General features: G+C 61.7%; 19 protein-coding genes. 10 read left to right on the top strand and 9 right to left on the bottom strand.

Going from position 1 to position 17328, the window contains the following annotated elements:
- Entirely contained in the window at positions 1-2319 is a 2319-nt protein-coding gene (locus M5C56_RS19890; RefSeq protein ID WP_103499307.1) for a response regulator, read from the top strand.
- Here the strand turns inward: M5C56_RS19890 and M5C56_RS19885 are convergent.
- From M5C56_RS19885 to msrB, 3 genes are all read right to left on the bottom strand, one after another.
- A complete protein-coding gene (locus tag M5C56_RS19885; RefSeq protein ID WP_103499306.1) occupies positions 2306-2764 on the bottom strand; it encodes a MarR family transcriptional regulator in 459 nt (152 codons plus the stop codon). The genes M5C56_RS19890 and M5C56_RS19885 overlap by 14 nt on opposite strands.
- Complete coding sequence (locus tag M5C56_RS19880; protein WP_100940610.1) at positions 2761-3246, bottom strand: glutathione peroxidase; 486 nt, start codon at positions 3244-3246, stop codon at positions 2761-2763. Before M5C56_RS19880 ends, M5C56_RS19885 begins: the two co-directional genes overlap by 4 nt.
- A gap of 160 nt (positions 3247-3406) precedes the next feature.
- Entirely contained in the window at positions 3407-3802 is a 396-nt protein-coding gene (gene msrB / locus M5C56_RS19875; protein ID WP_103499305.1) for a peptide-methionine (R)-S-oxide reductase MsrB, read from the bottom strand.
- Between the two features lie 226 nt (positions 3803-4028).
- On the opposite strand from msrB, the gene M5C56_RS19870 reads away from it, so the two are divergent.
- Together M5C56_RS19870 and htpX are read left to right on the top strand one after the other, a co-directional pair.
- Positions 4029-5240, top strand: a complete 1212-nt coding sequence (locus M5C56_RS19870) for a pyridoxal phosphate-dependent aminotransferase (RefSeq protein WP_103499336.1) — start codon at positions 4029-4031, stop codon at positions 5238-5240.
- A gap of 316 nt (positions 5241-5556) precedes the next feature.
- Positions 5557-6444 (top strand): protease HtpX, encoded by an 888-nt coding sequence (gene htpX / locus M5C56_RS19865; protein ID WP_103499304.1) that lies wholly within the window; start codon positions 5557-5559, stop codon positions 6442-6444.
- A 149-nt stretch (positions 6445-6593) separates the two neighbouring features.
- On the opposite strand, the gene M5C56_RS19860 is transcribed toward htpX, so the two are convergent.
- Complete coding sequence (locus M5C56_RS19860; RefSeq protein WP_103499846.1) at positions 6594-7253, bottom strand: thiopurine S-methyltransferase; 660 nt, start codon at positions 7251-7253, stop codon at positions 6594-6596.
- Positions 7254-7363: 110 nt separating this feature from the next.
- Here M5C56_RS19860 and M5C56_RS19855 point away from each other — a divergent pair, with 110 nt between their 5' ends.
- A complete protein-coding gene (locus M5C56_RS19855; RefSeq protein WP_103499845.1) occupies positions 7364-8131 on the top strand; it encodes a class III extradiol ring-cleavage dioxygenase in 768 nt (255 codons plus the stop codon).
- A gap of 180 nt (positions 8132-8311) precedes the next feature.
- Here the strand turns inward: M5C56_RS19855 and M5C56_RS19850 are convergent, their stop codons facing one another.
- Positions 8312-9985: a DEAD/DEAH box helicase gene (locus M5C56_RS19850; RefSeq protein ID WP_103499836.1), complete on the bottom strand. Its 1674-nt coding sequence runs from the start codon at positions 9983-9985 to the stop codon at positions 8312-8314.
- A gap of 516 nt (positions 9986-10501) precedes the next feature.
- Complete coding sequence (gene prmB / locus M5C56_RS19845; RefSeq protein WP_103498207.1) at positions 10502-11410, bottom strand: 50S ribosomal protein L3 N(5)-glutamine methyltransferase; 909 nt, start codon at positions 11408-11410, stop codon at positions 10502-10504.
- A gap of 219 nt (positions 11411-11629) precedes the next feature.
- On the opposite strand from prmB, the gene M5C56_RS19840 reads away from it, so the two are divergent.
- The 5 genes from M5C56_RS19840 to M5C56_RS19820 all read left to right on the top strand — a co-directional run bounded on the left by M5C56_RS19840 (position 11630) and on the right by M5C56_RS19820 (position 14414).
- Complete coding sequence (locus M5C56_RS19840) at positions 11630-12223, top strand: cysteine hydrolase family protein (protein WP_103498208.1); 594 nt, start codon at positions 11630-11632, stop codon at positions 12221-12223.
- A gap of 138 nt (positions 12224-12361) precedes the next feature.
- Complete coding sequence (locus M5C56_RS19835) at positions 12362-12682, top strand: hypothetical protein (RefSeq protein WP_103498209.1); 321 nt, start codon at positions 12362-12364, stop codon at positions 12680-12682.
- Positions 12683-12758: 76 nt separating this feature from the next.
- The gene (locus M5C56_RS19830; protein ID WP_103498210.1) at positions 12759-13316 is read left to right on the top strand and encodes a Smr/MutS family protein; all 558 of its coding nucleotides are present in this window, start codon (positions 12759-12761) and stop codon (positions 13314-13316) included.
- A gap of 78 nt (positions 13317-13394) precedes the next feature.
- Positions 13395-13940 carry a GTP cyclohydrolase I FolE gene (folE, locus tag M5C56_RS19825; RefSeq protein WP_017129709.1) on the top strand — a complete coding sequence of 182 codons (546 nt, stop codon included), beginning with the start codon at positions 13395-13397 and terminating at the stop codon, positions 13938-13940.
- 102 nt (positions 13941-14042) lie between these two features.
- On the top strand, positions 14043-14414 hold the full coding sequence (locus tag M5C56_RS19820; protein WP_100940622.1) for a glutathione S-transferase N-terminal domain-containing protein: 372 nt from the start codon (positions 14043-14045) through the stop codon (positions 14412-14414).
- Between the two features lie 12 nt (positions 14415-14426).
- Here the strand turns inward: M5C56_RS19820 and M5C56_RS19815 are convergent, their stop codons facing one another.
- The 3 genes from M5C56_RS19815 to M5C56_RS19805 all read right to left on the bottom strand — a co-directional run bounded on the left by M5C56_RS19815 (position 14427) and on the right by M5C56_RS19805 (position 16728).
- On the bottom strand, positions 14427-14822 hold the full coding sequence (locus tag M5C56_RS19815) for a lysozyme inhibitor LprI family protein (protein ID WP_103498211.1): 396 nt from the start codon (positions 14820-14822) through the stop codon (positions 14427-14429).
- A 126-nt stretch (positions 14823-14948) separates the two neighbouring features.
- Positions 14949-15551, bottom strand: coding sequence for a glutathione S-transferase family protein (locus M5C56_RS19810; RefSeq protein WP_103498212.1), 603 nt, complete (start codon positions 15549-15551; stop codon positions 14949-14951).
- A 10-nt stretch (positions 15552-15561) separates the two neighbouring features.
- The gene (locus tag M5C56_RS19805; RefSeq protein ID WP_103498213.1) at positions 15562-16728 is read right to left on the bottom strand and encodes a PLP-dependent aminotransferase family protein; all 1167 of its coding nucleotides are present in this window, start codon (positions 16726-16728) and stop codon (positions 15562-15564) included.
- Between the two features lie 83 nt (positions 16729-16811).
- Here M5C56_RS19805 and M5C56_RS19800 point away from each other — a divergent pair, with 83 nt between their 5' ends.
- Positions 16812-17252 carry a MarR family transcriptional regulator gene (locus M5C56_RS19800; protein WP_247263297.1) on the top strand — a complete coding sequence of 147 codons (441 nt, stop codon included), beginning with the start codon at positions 16812-16814 and terminating at the stop codon, positions 17250-17252.
- The last annotated feature ends 76 nt before the right edge of the window (positions 17253-17328 follow it).

Here is a 17328-nt window from a genome sequence, read left to right as displayed (position 1 = left end):
ATGGATATAAAGTTCACCCACCGCTTGTCCTACAAACAAGCCCGGTTGACGGTGCTGGTCGGCTTCATTCTGGGAACACTGCTCAGTCTGCTGCAAATCGGCATCGATTATGCCAGCGAAAGCGCCTCGATCAACCGTGAAATCCTTTCCCTGCTGGAAATCAGCCACAACCCGGCATCGAGGATCGCCTACAACATCGACGCCGAACTGGCGCAGGAACTGGCCCTTGGCCTGCTGCACTCGCCGGCGGTGCTGCGCGCGCAGTTGATCGACAACAACAATATGGTCCTGGCCAGCGTCGAGCGACCGCGCCAGGAAGGCAGCTATCGGATGATCAGCGATTGGCTGTTCGGCTCTGATCGCACCTTCGAAGACCGGCTTTATCTCAGCCATCTGCCAGACGAATCCCTGGGCACCCTGCACCTTGATATCGACACCTACACCTTCGGTATCCGCTTCCTGCATCGGGCCGAGATCACCCTGCTCAACGGTTTTGTCCGCAGCCTGATCCTCACCATCATCCTTCTCGTGCTGTTCTATACGATGCTGACCAAACCCCTGGTGCGGGTGATCGAGGCGCTCAGCAGCAGCACCCCGGGCCAGTCGAAACAGGCGCGCCTGGCCTTTCCCCCCGGCCATGAACACGATGAAATCGGCGTACTGGTCAAGGTCGCCAACCAGCAATTCGAAAACATGGGCACCGAGATCCAGCAGCGGCGCAGCGCCGAAAACCGCCTGACCGACTACCTCGGCCAGTTGGAGAATATCGTCTCGGCGCGCACCACCGAACTCAAGGCCAGCAACGCGCGTCTGAGCCAATCCAACGAGGAACTGGAAGTGGCGCGCCGCACGGCCCTGGACATGGCCCAGGCCCGTTCGGCATTCCTGGCCAACATGAGCCATGAAATCCGCACACCCCTGAACGGCCTGCTGGGCATGATCGCGCTGTCCCTGGACAGCCAACTGAACGCCGAGCAACGCCAGCAATTGTCGATTGCCCACGACTCCGGCAAGGTCCTGGTGGAGTTGCTCAACGATATCCTCGACCTGTCGAAATTCGACGCCGGCCAGTTGGAGCTGGAACGCATCCCCTTCGACCTCGGCGCCCTGGTCGAGGACACCGCCAACCTGCTCTCGCAAAACGCCGCCCCCAGCGTCGAACTGGCCTGCCTGATCGACCCGCAATTCCCGGCCCTGGTGCTGGGCGACCCGACGCGGGTGCGGCAGATCGTCAGCAACCTGTTGTCCAACGCGTTGAAGTTCACCCGCTTCGGCCGCGTCGATGTGCGCCTGAGTGCTCGCGACAACGGCGTGCGCATCGAAGTCTGCGACACCGGCATCGGCATCGCCCAGGAGGCCCAGGCCAAGATCTTCCAGCCCTTCACCCAGGCCGGCGCCGGCATTACCCGCCAGTACGGCGGCACCGGCCTGGGGCTGACCCTGACCTACAACCTGTGCGAGGCCATGAAAGGCAGCCTGACGATCAATTCCGAAGTCGGTTTCGGCAGCCAGTTCTGTGCCGAACTGCCCTTGCCCGGGCACACGCCGGCCGCGACACCGCGACGCCTCACCGGCAAGGTCATCGCCGTGACGTCGAGCACCAGCGGCCTGAGCGAATTGCTCAGCCACCAATTGCCGGTCTGGGGCCTGGACTACCAGCGCTACGGGCTGGACGACAGCCTGGCGGGGGTCAGCCCCGACCTGTTGATCACCGACTGCCCGGAATGCCTGTTCGGCCTGCGACCGGCGATCAGCGCGCCGATCCTGCTGGTCACCGCCTATGGCAACTTCATGCCCACCGAACAGGCCAACGCCCTCACCCCGCTGCAGCAACAGGCCCGGCCGCTGGCGCGCAACGCGCTGTACCAGACACTGGCGCGCATCCTGCTGCCCGATGACCCGGCCGAGCTGAACGTGCAGCCGCGGGACAACCAGCCGCTACGCCGGGCCCGGATCCTGTTGGTGGAGGACAATCCGGTCAATCAGCTGGTGGCCAAGGGCATGCTCGGCAAGCTCGGCTGCGAAGTAACGGTGGCCGCCCATGGTGGCGAGGCGCTGAGCCAACTGGAGCAGCAGGTGTTCGACCTGGTGCTGATGGATTGCAATATGCCCGTCATGGACGGCTACGAAGCCAGTCGGCAGATTCGCCGCAGCGGGCGCTGGCCGAACCTGCCGATCGTGGCGCTGACGGCCAACGCCATGCCCGAGGAACGTGAACGCTGCCGGGCCGCGGGCATGAGCGACTACCTGGCCAAGCCCTTCCGCCGAGAAGAGCTGATCGCCCTGCTCGAACAGTGGGTACCGGCTACAGCGGCATGAGTTGGGCCAGTAACTGGTCGAGACCGTCACGCAGTTCATCCAGCCGGGTCAGATCGAGACCACTGTCGCAAAGCAGCCGTGCCTTGATCGGCAGCACCTGCGCGCGCAGAGCCACTCCGGCGGGGCTCAGGCTCAGGTGCACTTCACGCTCGTCGAGGGCTGAACGCCGGCGCTGCACCAAGGCCATCTGCTCAAGGCGCTTGAGCAGTGGCGTCAGCGTCCCCGAGTCCAGCAGCAGGCGCTCACCGAGGGCCTTGACCGTCGGTTGCGCCGGTGCGCCGTCATGCCACTCCCACAGCACCAGCATCGCCAGGTACTGCGGATAGGTCAGGCCCAACTGTTCCAGCATCGGCTTGTAGCCTCGAATCACTGCCCGTGAAGCGGCGTAGAGCTTGAAGCAGAGCTGGGAGTCAAGGCTCAGCGAATCGCTGGACAGGTCGTTCATTTAAGCAGGGCTTCGATCTCGCGGGTGAGGTTCTCGGGCTTGGTGGTGGGCGCGAAACGCTTCACCAGACGGCCGTCCTTGCCGATCAGGAACTTGGTGAAGTTCCACTTGATGCCCTGGGACCAGAGCAACCCCGGCGCGCGTTTCTTCAACTGGACGAACAGCGGGTGGGCGCCGTCGCCGTTGACGTCGATCTTCTTGAACAGCGGGAAACTGACGCCGTAGTTCAGCTCGCAGAACTCGGAAATCGCCCCTTCGTTACCCGGCTCCTGCTTGCCGAACTGGTTGCAGGGGAAACCGAGGACGACCAGCCCCTGGTCCTTGTAGGACTGCCAGAGTTGCTCAAGCCCTTTGTACTGAGGGGTAAAACCGCATTTGCTGGCGGTGTTGACCACCAGGATCGCCTTGCCGGCGAAGTCGCCCAGGGTCTTTTGCTCACCCTTGATGGTGGTGCAAGGGATGTTCAGCAGGTTATCGCTCATGACAGTTCCTCCAATGAATGCCGAACAAAATAGCGAGCAATTGAATTGCACACAATTTAATAACCGGGGTGGATGGAGCTTTATAAGCCACGACCACACAGACTCCCTCGCCGGGCTTGGCGCGGGCCCTGAATTCCGGGACACCGCGCAAGAACCGGACTCAGCCCCGCGGCACCAGATCCAGGCACACGGAGTTGATGCAGTAGCGCAAACCGGTCGGCGGCGGGCCGTCGGGAAACACATGGCCCAGGTGTGCGTCGCATTTGGCGCAGACCACTTCGGTGCGGATCATGCCGTGGCTGATATCGCGGATCTCGACCATCGCGCTGTCGCCGATGGGCTGGTAGAAGCTCGGCCAGCCGCAGCCGGAGTCGAACTTGGCGCGAGAATCGAACAGCGGCTCATTGCAGCAGATGCAGTGATAGACCCCATCGGTCCTGGTGCCGTTGTATTTGCCGGAAAACGGCCGCTCCGTGCCTTTGAGCCGGCACACGTTGTACTGCTCCGGGTCGAGCATGGCGCGCCATTCGTCCAGGGTTTTTTCCAACTTTTCCATCGTCACACCTCGGCGGCTGAAAAACCCCGATCTGTATCTTTTCCACGGATCGGGTGGCACGTATGATTGCGCCTCGTCAAACGCCAGTCTGGCACCCGCGTCCGACGCATTCAAACGGATTTTCCAAGCCGGCGGCCGGGGACCATGGGACGAGGTGAAAACGCAGTATTGCCATAGCGGCCTCGACGAGACCGCCTGGATCGTCCATTTTCAGGATTACATCGCCATGCAGGTCAGCAAATCGAACAAGCTCGCCAACGTCTGCTACGACATTCGCGGCCCGGTGCTCAAGCACGCCAAACGCCTGGAAGAGGAAGGCCATCGCATCCTCAAGCTGAACATCGGCAACCCGGCGCCCTTCGGTTTCGAAGCCCCGGACGAAATCCTCCTGGACGTGATCCGCAACCTGCCGACCGCACAGGGCTACAGTGACTCCAAGGGGTTGTACAGCGCCCGCAAGGCGGTCATGCAGTACTACCAGCAGAAGCAGGTCGAAGGTGTCGGCATCGAAGACATCTACCTGGGCAATGGCGTGTCCGAACTGATCGTGATGTCCATGCAGGCCCTGCTCAACAATGGCGACGAAGTACTGATCCCGGCACCGGACTACCCGCTGTGGACCGCCGCCGTGAGCCTGGCCGGCGGCAACCCGGTGCACTACCTGTGCGACGAACAGGCCAACTGGTGGCCGGACCTGGCCGATATCAAGGCCAAGATCACCCCCAATACCAAGGCCCTGGTGATCATCAACCCGAACAATCCGACGGGCGCGGTGTATTCCAAGGAGGTGCTGCTGGGCATGCTCGAACTGGCCCGCCAGCACAACCTCGTGGTTTTTTCCGACGAGATCTACGACAAGATCCTCTACGACGATGCCGTACACGTCTGCACCGCATCCCTGGCGCCGGACCTGCTGTGCCTGACCTTCAACGGCCTGTCCAAGTCCTACCGGGTCGCGGGTTTCCGCTCCGGCTGGGTGGCGATCTCCGGTCCCAAGCACAATGCCCAGAGCTATATCGAAGGCATCGACATCCTGGCCAACATGCGCCTGTGCGCCAACGTGCCGAGCCAGCACGCGATCCAGACCGCCCTCGGCGGCTACCAGAGCATCAACGACCTGGTGCTGCCGGCCGGTCGCCTGCTGGAACAACGCAACCGCACCTGGGAACTGCTCAACGACATTCCCGGCGTCAGCTGCGTGAAACCCATGGGCGCGCTCTACGCCTTCCCGCGGATCGACCCGAAAGTCTGCCCGATTCTCAACGACGAGAAGTTCGTCCTCGACCTGCTGATCTCGGAAAAGCTGCTGGTGGTCCAGGGCACCGCGTTCAACTGGCCATGGCCCGATCACTTCCGCGTGGTCACCCTGCCCCGGGTGGATGACCTGGAACAGGCCATCGGGCGCATCGGTTCGTTCCTGAAAACCTACCGCCAGTAATTTCCTACACTTTCCTGCGACTCATCCGAGAGTCGCAGGAAAGCGCTTTGCCCCCATTTCTTTTTGTATGTCTTTGCGTCAGCATGCCGCCGGCCAGGGAACCTCTCTCATTGCCAACACATCCCCCGGTTTCAAAGGGGCGCGCGGCGTTGCAACGCCTCGAAAACCCAAGCCCTCCATTAGGAAATGACTGGCAAGCGGCTAGAATCAAGCTGTAGGACACAGTTTGAAATAGTCACCCGGTTGAATAGGTCGCAGCTGCACCTTATATACCCCGCATGACGCTACATCTTTAGCTGAGGAGAAACTTTCAACCATGATGCGCATCCTGCTGTTCTTGGCCACTAACCTGGCGGTCGTGCTGATTGCCAGCATCACCCTGAGCCTTTTCGGCTTCAACGGGTTCATGGCGGCCAACGGGGTTGATCTCAACCTCAATCAGCTGCTGGTCTTCTGTGCGGTCTTTGGTTTCGCGGGTTCGCTGTTCTCGTTGTTCATCTCCAAGTGGATGGCGAAGATGAGCACCGGCACCCAGCTCATCACCCAGCCTCGTACCCGCCATGAGCAGTGGCTGCTGCAAACCGTCGAGCAACTGTCCCGCGACGCCGGGATCAAGATGCCCGAGGTGGGTATCTTCCCGGCCTACGAGGCAAACGCCTTCGCCACCGGCTGGAACAAGAACGACGCGCTGGTCGCGGTCAGCCAGGGCCTGCTGGAACGCTTCTCGCCCGATGAAGTGAAGGCCGTGCTGGCCCACGAGATCGGCCACGTGGCCAATGGCGACATGGTCACCCTGGCGCTGATACAAGGCGTGGTGAACACCTTCGTGATGTTCTTTGCGCGGATCATCGGCAACTTCGTCGACAAGGTCATCTTCAAGAACGAAGAGGGCCAGGGTATCGCCTACTACGTGGCGACCATCTTCGCCGAACTGGTCCTGGGTTTCCTGGCCAGCGCCATCGTCATGTGGTTCTCGCGCAAGCGTGAATTCCGCGCGGACGAAGCCGGTGCCAGCCTGGCCGGTACCGCCGCGATGATCGGCGCCCTGCAACGCCTGCGCTCCGAACAGGGCCTGCCGGTGCACATGCCGGACACCCTGAACGCCTTCGGCATCAACGGCGGCCTGAAACAGGGCCTGGCGAAGATGTTCATGAGCCACCCGCCGCTGGAAGAGCGTATCGAAGCCCTGCGTCGTCGCGGCTGATAGCCATACCTGTGAGGTGTGGGAGCGGAGCTTGCCCGCGAAGAGGCCCTGGAGGCCGCTAAAAGCTTCGCGGCGGTGCGGCGATCCGACAAGCTCCGCTCCCACAGAGTCCGCGACACCCTTGGAATCGTCGTCGGCTTACCTGCTTCCTAAGAAACCTTCTCCAACCGGTAAACCCGCTCGTCGAGCCGCGTCACCCCAGCCTGGAGAAACTTCCAGCTCTCGCCAAGCACATCCTGTTCATCCTCCACCTGAAGCTGCCACTGCGGCTCCAGCAAGCGCCGGACCTCACCATCGAGCAAGGCGAACGGCGGCCCGTCGAGCTGGCTCTGATCATAGTCGAGGGTGATCAACAAGCCCTGGGTGCCCACTGCCAGTATCCCGTTCAAATGAGCCGCATAACGCTCACGCATTGGCGGTGGCAAGGCGATCAGCGCCGCCCGGTCATACAGCCCCACACAGTCGGCCACGTCGGCGGCCGTCAAGGCGAAGAAGTCTCCACACCAGAGTTCCAGCGGACCCGCCTCATAGACCATGAACTCACCCTGCCGGCGTATCAGCGGCTTGAGCTGCTGATCGGCAAAAAACGCCTCCACGGCCTTCTCCGACAACTCCACCCCCAGGACGCGCAGGCCCTGGGCCGCCAACCACGCCAGATCAAGGCTCTTGCCGCACAAGGGCACCAGCACCCGCGCCTCTATCGGCAGCGCCAGGTCGGGCCAGAAGCGCTGCAGATGGGGGTTGACCTGCTCCAGGTGAAAGCCGATCTGGTTGTGTTCCCAACGCTTGTGCCAAAATTCCGGTTGCATAGGCTCACCCTGAAAATTCGATCAAAAAGCACTAAAACTTATATTAGATTTAGATCAATGATCTGATTGAAGATGGCGTCATCTTAAACTTGACGCTCAGGACTTTCATTATGCTCCCCAGCCTGTTCATCTCCCACGGTTCACCCATGCTGGCCCTGGACCCCGGCGCCAGCGGCCCGGCCCTGGCCCGCCTGGCGGCCGAGCTGCCGCGACCGAAAGCCATCGTCATCGTCTCGGCCCACTGGGAAAGCCAGGACCTGCGGGTCAGCAGCAATCCGCAGCCGGAAACCTGGCACGACTTCGGTGGTTTTCCCCGGGAACTGTTCGCCGTGCAATACCCGGCACCCGGCGAACCGCAGTTGGCCGCCGAGATTGTCGCCCTGCTCAACGCCGATGGCCTGGCCGCCCGCCTCGATGACCAGCGCCCATTCGACCATGGGGTCTGGGTGCCCCTGTCGCTGATGTACCCGCAAGCCGATATCCCGGTGGTCCAGGTGTCCTTGCCAAGCCGCATGGGCCCTGCCTTGCAAACCCGTATCGGGCATGCCCTCAGCGGCCTGCGGGCACAGGGCATCCTGCTGATCGGCTCCGGCAGCATTACCCATAACCTCGGTGAACTGGACTGGCATGCCGGCCCCGACAGCATCGAGCCGTGGGCCAAGGCCTTCCGCGACTGGATGGTCGACAAACTCGCTGCCGATGACGAAGCCGCCCTGCACGACTACCGCAAACAGGCGCCCTACGCCGTGCGCAGCCACCCCAGTGACGAGCACCTGCTGCCGTTGTATTTCGCCCGTGGCGCCGGTGGCCAGATGAGCATCGCCCACAAGGGGTTCACCATGGGCGCGCTGGGCATGGACATCTATCGCTTCGCCTGACCCCCACCAATCCCCTGTAGGAGCGAGCTTGCTCGCGATAATGGCTCAGGCACCGTGGGGTATCAGATGCCCCGCGTTATCGTTGACGCCCATCGCGAGCAAGCTCGCTCCTACAGCAGGCAAAAAAAATCCCCGAACCAGTCGGGGATTTTTTTATCGATCAATCAACCCGGGGGTTGATCAATCTTCGCGGTAGCGACGCAGCTTGAGCTGCTTGCCAGCCACACGGGTGTCCTTCAGCTTGGTCAACAGACGCTCCAGACCATCTTCCGGCAGTTCCACCAGGCTGAAGCTGTCACGCACCTGGATGCGACCGATCGCTTCACGGGCCAGGCCACCTTCGTTGAGGATGGCGCCCAGCAGGTTCTTGGCGGCGATACCGTCACGCGCACCCAGCGCGGTACGGCAGCGGGCACGGCCTTCGGCCAATGGCACCGGGGCACGACGCTCACGATCGCTACGCTCGGGACGGTCACCGGAACGCTCCGGACGATCGCCACGTGGCGCGTTGTTCGGCACCAGCGGACGCTCTTTCTCGATCGCCGCCAGGGTCAGCGCCTGGCCATTGGTGGCCTTGCGCAGCAGGGCCGCGGCCAGGGCACGCGGGCTGCAACCGATATCGGCGGTCAGGCGATCCAGCAGTTCGCCGTGGGTCGATTCAGCATCGGCTACCAGTGGCGACAGGCTGTTGGTCAGTTTCTTGATGCGCGCATCGAGAACGGCCTGGGCATCCGGCAGGCGGACTTCGGCAACTTTCTGACCGGTTACACGCTCGATCACTTGCAGCATGCGGCGCTCACGTGGAGTCACCAGCAACAGCGCACGACCTTCGCGACCGGCACGGCCGGTACGGCCGATACGGTGAACGTAGGACTCAGGATCGTACGGCATGTCGACGTTGAATACGTGAGTGATGCGCGGAACGTCCAGGCCACGAGCAGCAACGTCGGTCGCCACAACGATGTCCAGACGGCCATCCTTGAGGGAGTCGATCACGCGCTCACGCTGGTTCTGGGCGATGTCACCGTTCAGCGCAGCGGCTTTGTAGCCTTTGGCTTCCAGGGCACTGGCCAGGTCCAGGGTCGCTTGCTTGGTGCGCACGAACATGATCAGGGCGTCGAAATCCTCGACTTCCAGCAGGCTCAGCACAGCCGAGGTCTTCTGGTCGGCGTGAACCAACAGGTGAGCCTGTTCGATCGCGGTCACGGTCTGGGTCTTGGTCTGGATCTTGACGTGTTGCGGATCGCGCAGGTGGCGTTCGGCAATGGCGCGGATCGACTGCGGCAGGGTCGCCGAGAACAAAACGGTCTGGCGGGTTGCCGGCAAGGCCTTGAAGATGACTTCCAGGTCGTCCATGAAGCCGAGCTTGAGCATTTCGTCCGCTTCATCGAGAACCAGGTGGTTCACGGTGGCCAGGACTTTTTCGTCACGACGCAGGTGGTCGCACAGACGGCCCGGAGTGGCGACAACAATCTGTGCGCCATTACGGATTGCTTTCAGTTGTGGGCCCATGGGCGCGCCGCCGTAAACGGCCACAACGGTAACGCCCGGCATTTGCTTGGCGTAGGTTTCGAAAGCGGTTGCTACTTGCAACGCCAACTCACGGGTTGGCGCCAGGATCAGGGCTTGCGGTTCGCGCTTAGCAGGATCGATGCGATGCAGGATCGGCAGGGCGAACGCAGCGGTTTTACCCGTACCGGTTTGCGCCTGGCCAATCATGTCGTGGCCGGCCATGATGATCGGGATCGATTGCTGCTGGATAGCCGAAGGCTCTTCGTAGCCAGTCGCGGTGACGGCTGCAAGAATATTCGGATTAAGATTAAAAGCGGCGAAGCCGCCGATTTCCTGGGTCATGGGTCTGCCTCTAAGTGCATCCGCAAAGACCCATGCTCCAAAGCTGCGCATGCCTTGTAAGACTCTGAGAGTCACCCTGGCAGCTTTGTCGGCGGGGATTTGCGAAAACGATTGAATGAAAGAATCGTCAAGGATAGTCCGCATGGCGGACAGCAGCCGAAGCTGACTTCGGGGAATTGCATTACCTAAACGCGGCCCGGTTAAAGGCCGGCGCGCACTATACCGGAATTGGCGAAAAAAGGGAGATTTATTTATCTCGAAATATCGCTGTACGCCTCTCTATGGCGGGCTTTGCGGATAATCGAGGGAAGGTTTGCCTCTGGCTCACCTTGCCGGGCGGGCCTGGCGACTTAAACGGTTCACTCGTCGGGAATATGTCCGCCAGGATTGCTCAAGCGTTCGGCGATCTCCAGAACACTGCAAAACCTGTAGGAGCCGGGCTTGCCCGCGAAGGCGTCCTTGAGGGCGCCAAAAGCTTCGCGGGCAAGCCCGGCTCCTACAGGTCGGTGTCGTTCTTCAGATTTTCGCGGCAAACAGCGCCTGATGCGCACGACACTGCTCGGCGGTCAGCATGAACACGCCATGCCCGCCCCGCTCGAAGTCCAGCCAGGCAAAATCCACCTCGGGGTACAACGCCTCGACATGCACCTGGCTGTTGCCGACCTCGACAATCAGCAGGCCCTTCTCGGTCAGATGATCCGCCGCCTCGGCCAGCATCCGTCGCACCAGGTTCAGGCCGTCTTCGCCGCAGGCCAGGCCCAGCTCGGGCTCGTGCTGGTATTCCTCCGGCATGTCGGCAAAGTCCTCGGCATCCACATAAGGAGGATTGGAGACGATCAGGTCGAAACGCTGACCGGGCAGACCATCGAAGCCATCGCCCTGGACCGTGAACACCCGCTCATCGACACCATGGCGCTCGATATTCTGGTTGGCCACTTCCAGCGCTTCGAAAGACAGGTCGGCCAACACCACTTCCGCCTGCTGGAACTCATAGGCACAGGCGATGCCGATGCAGCCGGAGCCGGTGCACAGGTCGAGAATCCGCGCCGGCTCATTCGCCAGCCAGGGAGCGAAGTGGCCTTCGATCAACTCGCCGATCGGCGAACGCGGAATCAGCACCCGCTCATCGACGATAAACGACATGCCGCAGAACCACGCCTCACCCAACAGGTAAGCAGTGGGCACACGGTCTTCGATGCGGCGCTTGAGCAAGTGCTGCAAACGGCTCAGTTCGTCGTCTTCCAGGCGGCAGTCGAGATAGCTGTCGGCAATTTCCCAAGGCAGGTGCAAGGCCCCCAGCACCAATTGACGCGCCTCGTCCCAGGCATTGTCGGTGCCATGGCCGAAAAACAGATCCGCGCCATGAAAGCGGCTGACAGCCCAACGAATATGGTCGCGCAGCGTGCGCAGGCGGGAATTGATCACGGGGAGGCTCCTGAAAAAAACGACGGGGGATTCTAACAGTCAAACCAGCACCGGGTGAAAATAAGGCAAAAAGACATCATCGAGCGCGGTTTCGCACGCCGGCAAACAACCCTTGACACGGCTACAGCCCAATAACCACGCCGCCTGCACGGGTTGCGATTCACATACGCGCTCAGCCGGAGGACAATGCGGTAAAAGCCCCACTCAAAGGAGCCCCGAATGTCCGTTCCAAAGACGATGTTTCAACTCAGCGGTCGTGGTTATGCAGCCGCCAATCTGAGCCATGCCAGCCTGTTGATCATCGACGCCCAGAAAGAATATCTCAGTGGCCCGCTGGCCTTGTCCGGCATGGACGCTGCCGTCGACAATATCAAGCAACTGGTTGCCGCCGCCCGCCAGGCCGGACGGCCTATCGTGCATATCCGTCACCTGGGCACCGTGGGCGGTCTGTTCGATCCCCAGGGCGAGCGCGGTGAGTTCATTCCGGGGCTGGAACCCCAGGGCGACGAAACCCTGATCGGCAAGCTGCTGCCCAGCGCCTTTCACGGCACGGGCCTGGAGAAGCACCTGCAGGAACTCGGCTCCCTGGACCTGATCGTCTGCGGCTTCATGAGCCACTCCAGCGTCAGCACCACGGTGCGCGCGGCCAAGAACCTGGGCTTCCGCTGCACCCTGGTGGAAGATGCCTGCGCGACCCGCGACCTGCCCTACAAGGATGAAATCATCAGCGCCGCCCAGGTCCAGCGCACCGAGATGGCGATCATGGCGGACAATTTCGCCACCCTGGCGCAGACCAAAGACCTGATCGGCTAGCGGCGGCGATGGGTTGTCCTGGCGACCGCCCATCCATTAGTCCTGTCAATTGCGTCTCATTTTCCGATTTCCCGGACACATCAGGAACAAGCCGACCATCTCCCGGTCGAAGGGCCGATACTCATAGAGGAAATCGGAATGAAGATATCCGATGGTTTTGACGCTCGCCGCCTGCGTCCCCGGGGCCAGAGCACCTGGGGCTCGCGCTTGAGCGCTGCCATTGCGGCGCTGTTGGCCACCTTCGGGGTGTTGCTGGTGATGGCCGGGGCGGCCAGCCTGCTCGGCCATGCGCCGGCACTCGGGGATTTGAATGCCACGCCGACCGGTTCGGCGGTGGCCTTGGGCGTGGGCGTGCTGACGCTCTGGTTCGGGGTCTGGCTGTGGCGCCGCAGCCGTCGTCGGATGCGCAGCCGCCATGGACTGAACATCGCCCCCCACCTGATGAAAAAGCACGACTGATCAAGCACCTGCGCGCAATCGACTGTGACGACACCCGGGGGACTTGGGTAAACTGCCAGGCCCTGCGGAGGCTGACATGCAAGACGACGACTTTTCCCTGTTCAAAAGCGAGATCCGTGGCGTCAAGCCGATCAAGCATGACCGTGCCGACACCGGCAAGCCCAAGTCCGACCGTGCGCAACTGGCCAAGCTGCGCCAGGCGGCCACGGTGCGGGTGCAGGACACCGCGGTGGACGGGCTGTCCGACCAGTTCGTCATCGACGTCGGTCCCGAAGACGACCTGCACTGGGCCCGTGACGGGGTCCAGGAAAGCCAGATGCGCAAGCTCAAGATCGGCCAGATCCCCTTCGAAGGCAGTCTCGACCTGCACGGCATGAGTGTGGAAAAAGCCCGGGAAACCCTCTGGGCGTTTCTTGCCGAGGCGACCAAATTCGAAATCCGCTGCGTGCGCGTCACCCACGGCAAGGCCGTACGCCTGGACGGCAAGCGCCCGATGATCAAGAGCCACGTCAACACCTGGCTCCGTCAGCACGCCCAGGTCCTGGGGTTCACCTCCTGCCAGCCCAAGCATGGCGGCGCGGGCGCGGTGTATGTGATGCTGAAACGAACCATGATGGAAGGTCGCGACGAGTAACCGAACCGTCATCGAATTTGCAGGCGGCTGCCAGCCGCCGTATCCTTGCTCTTTGCGTAAACTCCCACAGGTAGCTTCATGTCCCTGGAACAGAATTACACCGCGATCCTCGGCCAACTCGGCGAGGACGTCTCCCGCGAAGGTCTGCTCGACACGCCCAAGCGCGCCGCCAAAGCCATGCAGTACCTTTGCCGCGGTTACGAACAGACCCTGGAAGAAGTCACCAACGGTGCCTTGTTCAGCTCCGACAACAGCGAAATGGTGCTGGTCAAGGACATCGAGCTCTACTCGTTGTGCGAACACCACCTGCTGCCCTTTATCGGCAAGGCCCACGTGGCCTACATCCCGAGCGGCAAGGTGCTGGGCCTGTCCAAGGTCGCGCGTATCGTCGACATGTACGCCCGGCGCCTGCAGATCCAGGAAAACCTCAGCCGCCAGATCGCCGATGCGGTCCAGCAGGTGACCGGGGCCCTGGGTGTCGCGGTGGTGATCGAAGCCAAGCACATGTGCATGATGATGCGCGGTGTGGAAAAACAGAATTCGTCGATGATCACCTCGGTGATGCTCGGCGAGTTCCGCGAAAACGCCGCGACCCGCAGCGAGTTCCTGGCGCTGATCAAGTAAGATCGGGCGACATGAAAAAACCGGCACTCATCGCCGGTTTTTTTTCGCCTGAAGAAAATCAGGTAAGCTGCGCCCCTTCTCCACCGCCCGCGAGGCTATCCCGTGTTCGTCAAAGCACTTCGAGTCGGCCTGGGCCAACTCATCATCTTCATCGATTTCCTCACCCGCCCCAGCAAGCAAAAGCGCTCCGCGCCAGACCAGGCCAAGGTCGATGCCGCGGCCAGGGACCTGACCCTGTATCAGTTCCACGCCTGCCCGTTCTGCGTGAAGACCCGTCGTACCCTGCGCCGCCTCAACGTGCCGGTGGCGCTGCGTGATGCGAAGAATAACGAACAGGATCGCCAGACCCTGCTCGAGCAAGGCGGCAAGATCAAGGTGCCGTGCCTGCGTATCGAAGAAAACGGCCAGACCACCTGGATGTACGAGTCCAAGGTGATCATCGATTACCTGGACAAGCGTTTTGCCGCGGCCTGAGTTCAGTCGCCGTCAGTTGCGGCAGCCGTTGGTTTCCTCACGACACTCGGTATAAGCCTTCAACTGCGCCGCCCGCTGCCTGGTCAACTCGGTCTTGCACTGCAGATCCAGCAGCGGCCAGATCGAACCACCGTCCGCCGGTTTGCCATTCTGATACAGGCAATCGGCGTCGCGGAAAGCCAGCCACTTGCGCTGGGCATCCTGGAGCGCGGCCTTGTTGGCCGGGTTCTTCAGGTAATCCATCTGGGTCTTGTAGTAGGTGTTCAGGTCATTGTCGGCCTGCTTGAACGCCTTGCCCGCACATTCATTCATCGACGCCTGGTTGGCATCGCAGTTGTCGGCTGCCTGTGCACCCATGGCCAGGCCCAGCAGGCTGGCAGTCAAAAACGCTACGCGTGGATATTTCATGGGCGGCACCCCGTTCAGTAGGTAATAAACACAGTTCTCGATAGGACCTCGCCGGCGACAAAAGTGCTTGCGCGGGCAAAAATAAACCGGCCCTGGGGCCGGTTTAAGTGTTTCCGGATTTGCCGATCAATCCAGCATGCCGACATGCTTCGGATGGCTGGCCACCCGCAGCAACCAGGCCTGGATACCCGGGTATTCGCTCAGGTCGAAGCCGCCCTGATGGGCCACATGGGTATAGGCATACAGCGCGATATCAGCAATCGAATAGTGCTCGCCCACCAGGTACGGGGTTTGCTGAAGCTGCTTTTCCATCACTTTCAACGCCTTGTGCCCGCGTTTCTGCAGCTTGAGGTATTCCTCGCGACGCTCTTCCGGCAAGCCCAGGTAGAACTCGATAAACCGCGCTACCGCGATATAGGGTTCGTGGCTGTACTGCTCGAAGAACTGCCATTGCAGCACCTGGGTACGCAGACGCGGCTCGGTGGGCAGGAATTCGCTGCCATCGGCCAGGAAGTTGAGAATCGCATTGGACTCCCACAGGCAGGTGCCGTCTTCCAGCTCCAGCACCGGCACCTTGCCGTTGGGGTTCTTCGCCAGGAATTCCGGGGTCTCGGTGTCACCCTTGAGGATGTCCACCGGGTGCCAGCGATATTCCTGCCCCAGCAGGTGCAGCATCAGCTTGATCTTGTAGCAATTGCCCGACTGGTAATCGCCATAAACCTTGTACATGGCCCTCCCCTTAAGCCGCTTGTGCAGCCTGTGCGTGACGGATGACAGCAGCCAGGCGCTTGAGACCTTCGTCCAGACGCTCCGGTGCGATGTGACTGAAATTGAGACGAAGATTACCCGGATTACGCTCCGGTTCGGCAAAAAAAGGTTCGCCGGGCATGAATGCGACATCCCGACTCAACGCGTCGGCGAGCAAGGTGCGGGTATCCAGCGGCTGTTTGAGGGTCAGCCAGAAGAACAAACCGCCCTGCGGCACCTGCCAATCGGCCAGGTCAGCGAAGTGGCGCTCCAATGCCTGTTGAAAGGCATCCCGTCGGACCCGGTAAAAGTCCCGGAGTTGCACCAGGTGCTGGCGATATTTTTCCGTACCGATCCACTGCAACGCCTGCCACTGGCCGACGCGGTTGGTGTGCAGGTCCGCCGACTGCTTGAGCTTGAGCAGATGGGGGAACAGATCCGGGCTGGCGATCAGGTAACCGACCCGCAACCCGGGGGCCAGGGTCTTGGACACCGTGCCGGTATAGATCCAGCTGCTGCGCTTCAAACGGCTGACAATCGGCCGGGCGCTGCCGCCGTCATAGGTCAGCTCGCGATAGGGTTCGTCTTCGATCAGGGTTACGCCGAATTCGTCGAGCAAGGCGGCGACGGCCTCGCGCTTGGCTTCGCTGTAGCGCACGGCGGACGGGTTCTGGAACGTCGGAATCAGATAGACGAAGGCCGGCTGGTGGTTTTCCAGGCGCGCACGCAGTTGGAGCAGGTCGGGGCCGTCCTGTTCCTGGGGGATCGTCAGGCAATCGGCGCCGAACAGCTGGAAGATCTGCAAGGCGGCGAGGTAGGTCGGCCCCTCGAGGAGGATCTCGGTGCCCTTGTCGATATGCAGCTTGGCCACCAGGTCCAGGGTCTGCTGGGAACCGCTGACCACCAGCACCTGGCTGGCCTGGCAGTCGATCCCCAGCGCCCGCGCCTCGGCGGCCAGCACCTCGCGCAGCGCCGGTTCGCCCTCACTCATGCCGTATTGGCCGAAGGCGACCGGCAGGCCCTCCCAGTCCAGCGTCGGCAACATGGCTTCGGATGGCAGTCCGCCGGCAAAGGACATCACTTCCGGGCGTTGAGCGGCGGCGAGGATTTCGCGAATCAGAGAGCTTTTCAGACGGGTCACGCGTTCGGAGAAGGCCATGGCAGGTCACCGGTAGCTAAGTAAGCGAAAAGTACGTCAAACTGCTTGACCGAAATTACGCCGCCGCGAGCCGATACGTCAATATGCTTGACCTTAAAAATTCAAACGCGCAGCAAGACGCCATGCAGGCCTTCTTTTTCGGCTACCAGGCGTTCACCGCCAAGGCCGACGAAATGCTCGAGCGTCGTGGCTTGAGCCGGGTGCACCAGCGCATTGTGTTTTTTATCGCCCGTTATCCGGACGTCAGCGTCAAGGAGTTGCTGACCTTGCTCGGCGTCAGCAAGCAGGCGCTGAACATGCCGTTGCGCCAGTTGACCGAGATGGGCCTGGTGCGCAGCGTTGCGTCCGAGGCCGACAAGCGCAAGCGCCTGCTGCGCCTGACGGCGGACGGGGCGAGCCTGGAAGAGTCGTTGCGCCGTGAGCAGGTCAAGTTGTTGCAGAAGGCTTTTGCCCAGGCTGGTGAGGCCGCGGTGGAGGGCTGGCTGGCGGTGAACCTCGCGCTGGGAGAAAACCGCCCTTCCTGATACACCCCCTTGTAGGCGCCGGCTTGCTGGCAATAGCGGTTTAACAGGCGATACAGATGTCGACTGCCAGATTGCA

Source organism: Pseudomonas sp. MWU13-2862 (genome assembly GCF_023242495.1).
Lineage (GTDB): Bacteria > Pseudomonadota > Gammaproteobacteria > Pseudomonadales > Pseudomonadaceae > Aquipseudomonas > Aquipseudomonas gingeri_D.
This window is presented reverse-complemented; position numbering and strand designations above follow the sequence as displayed.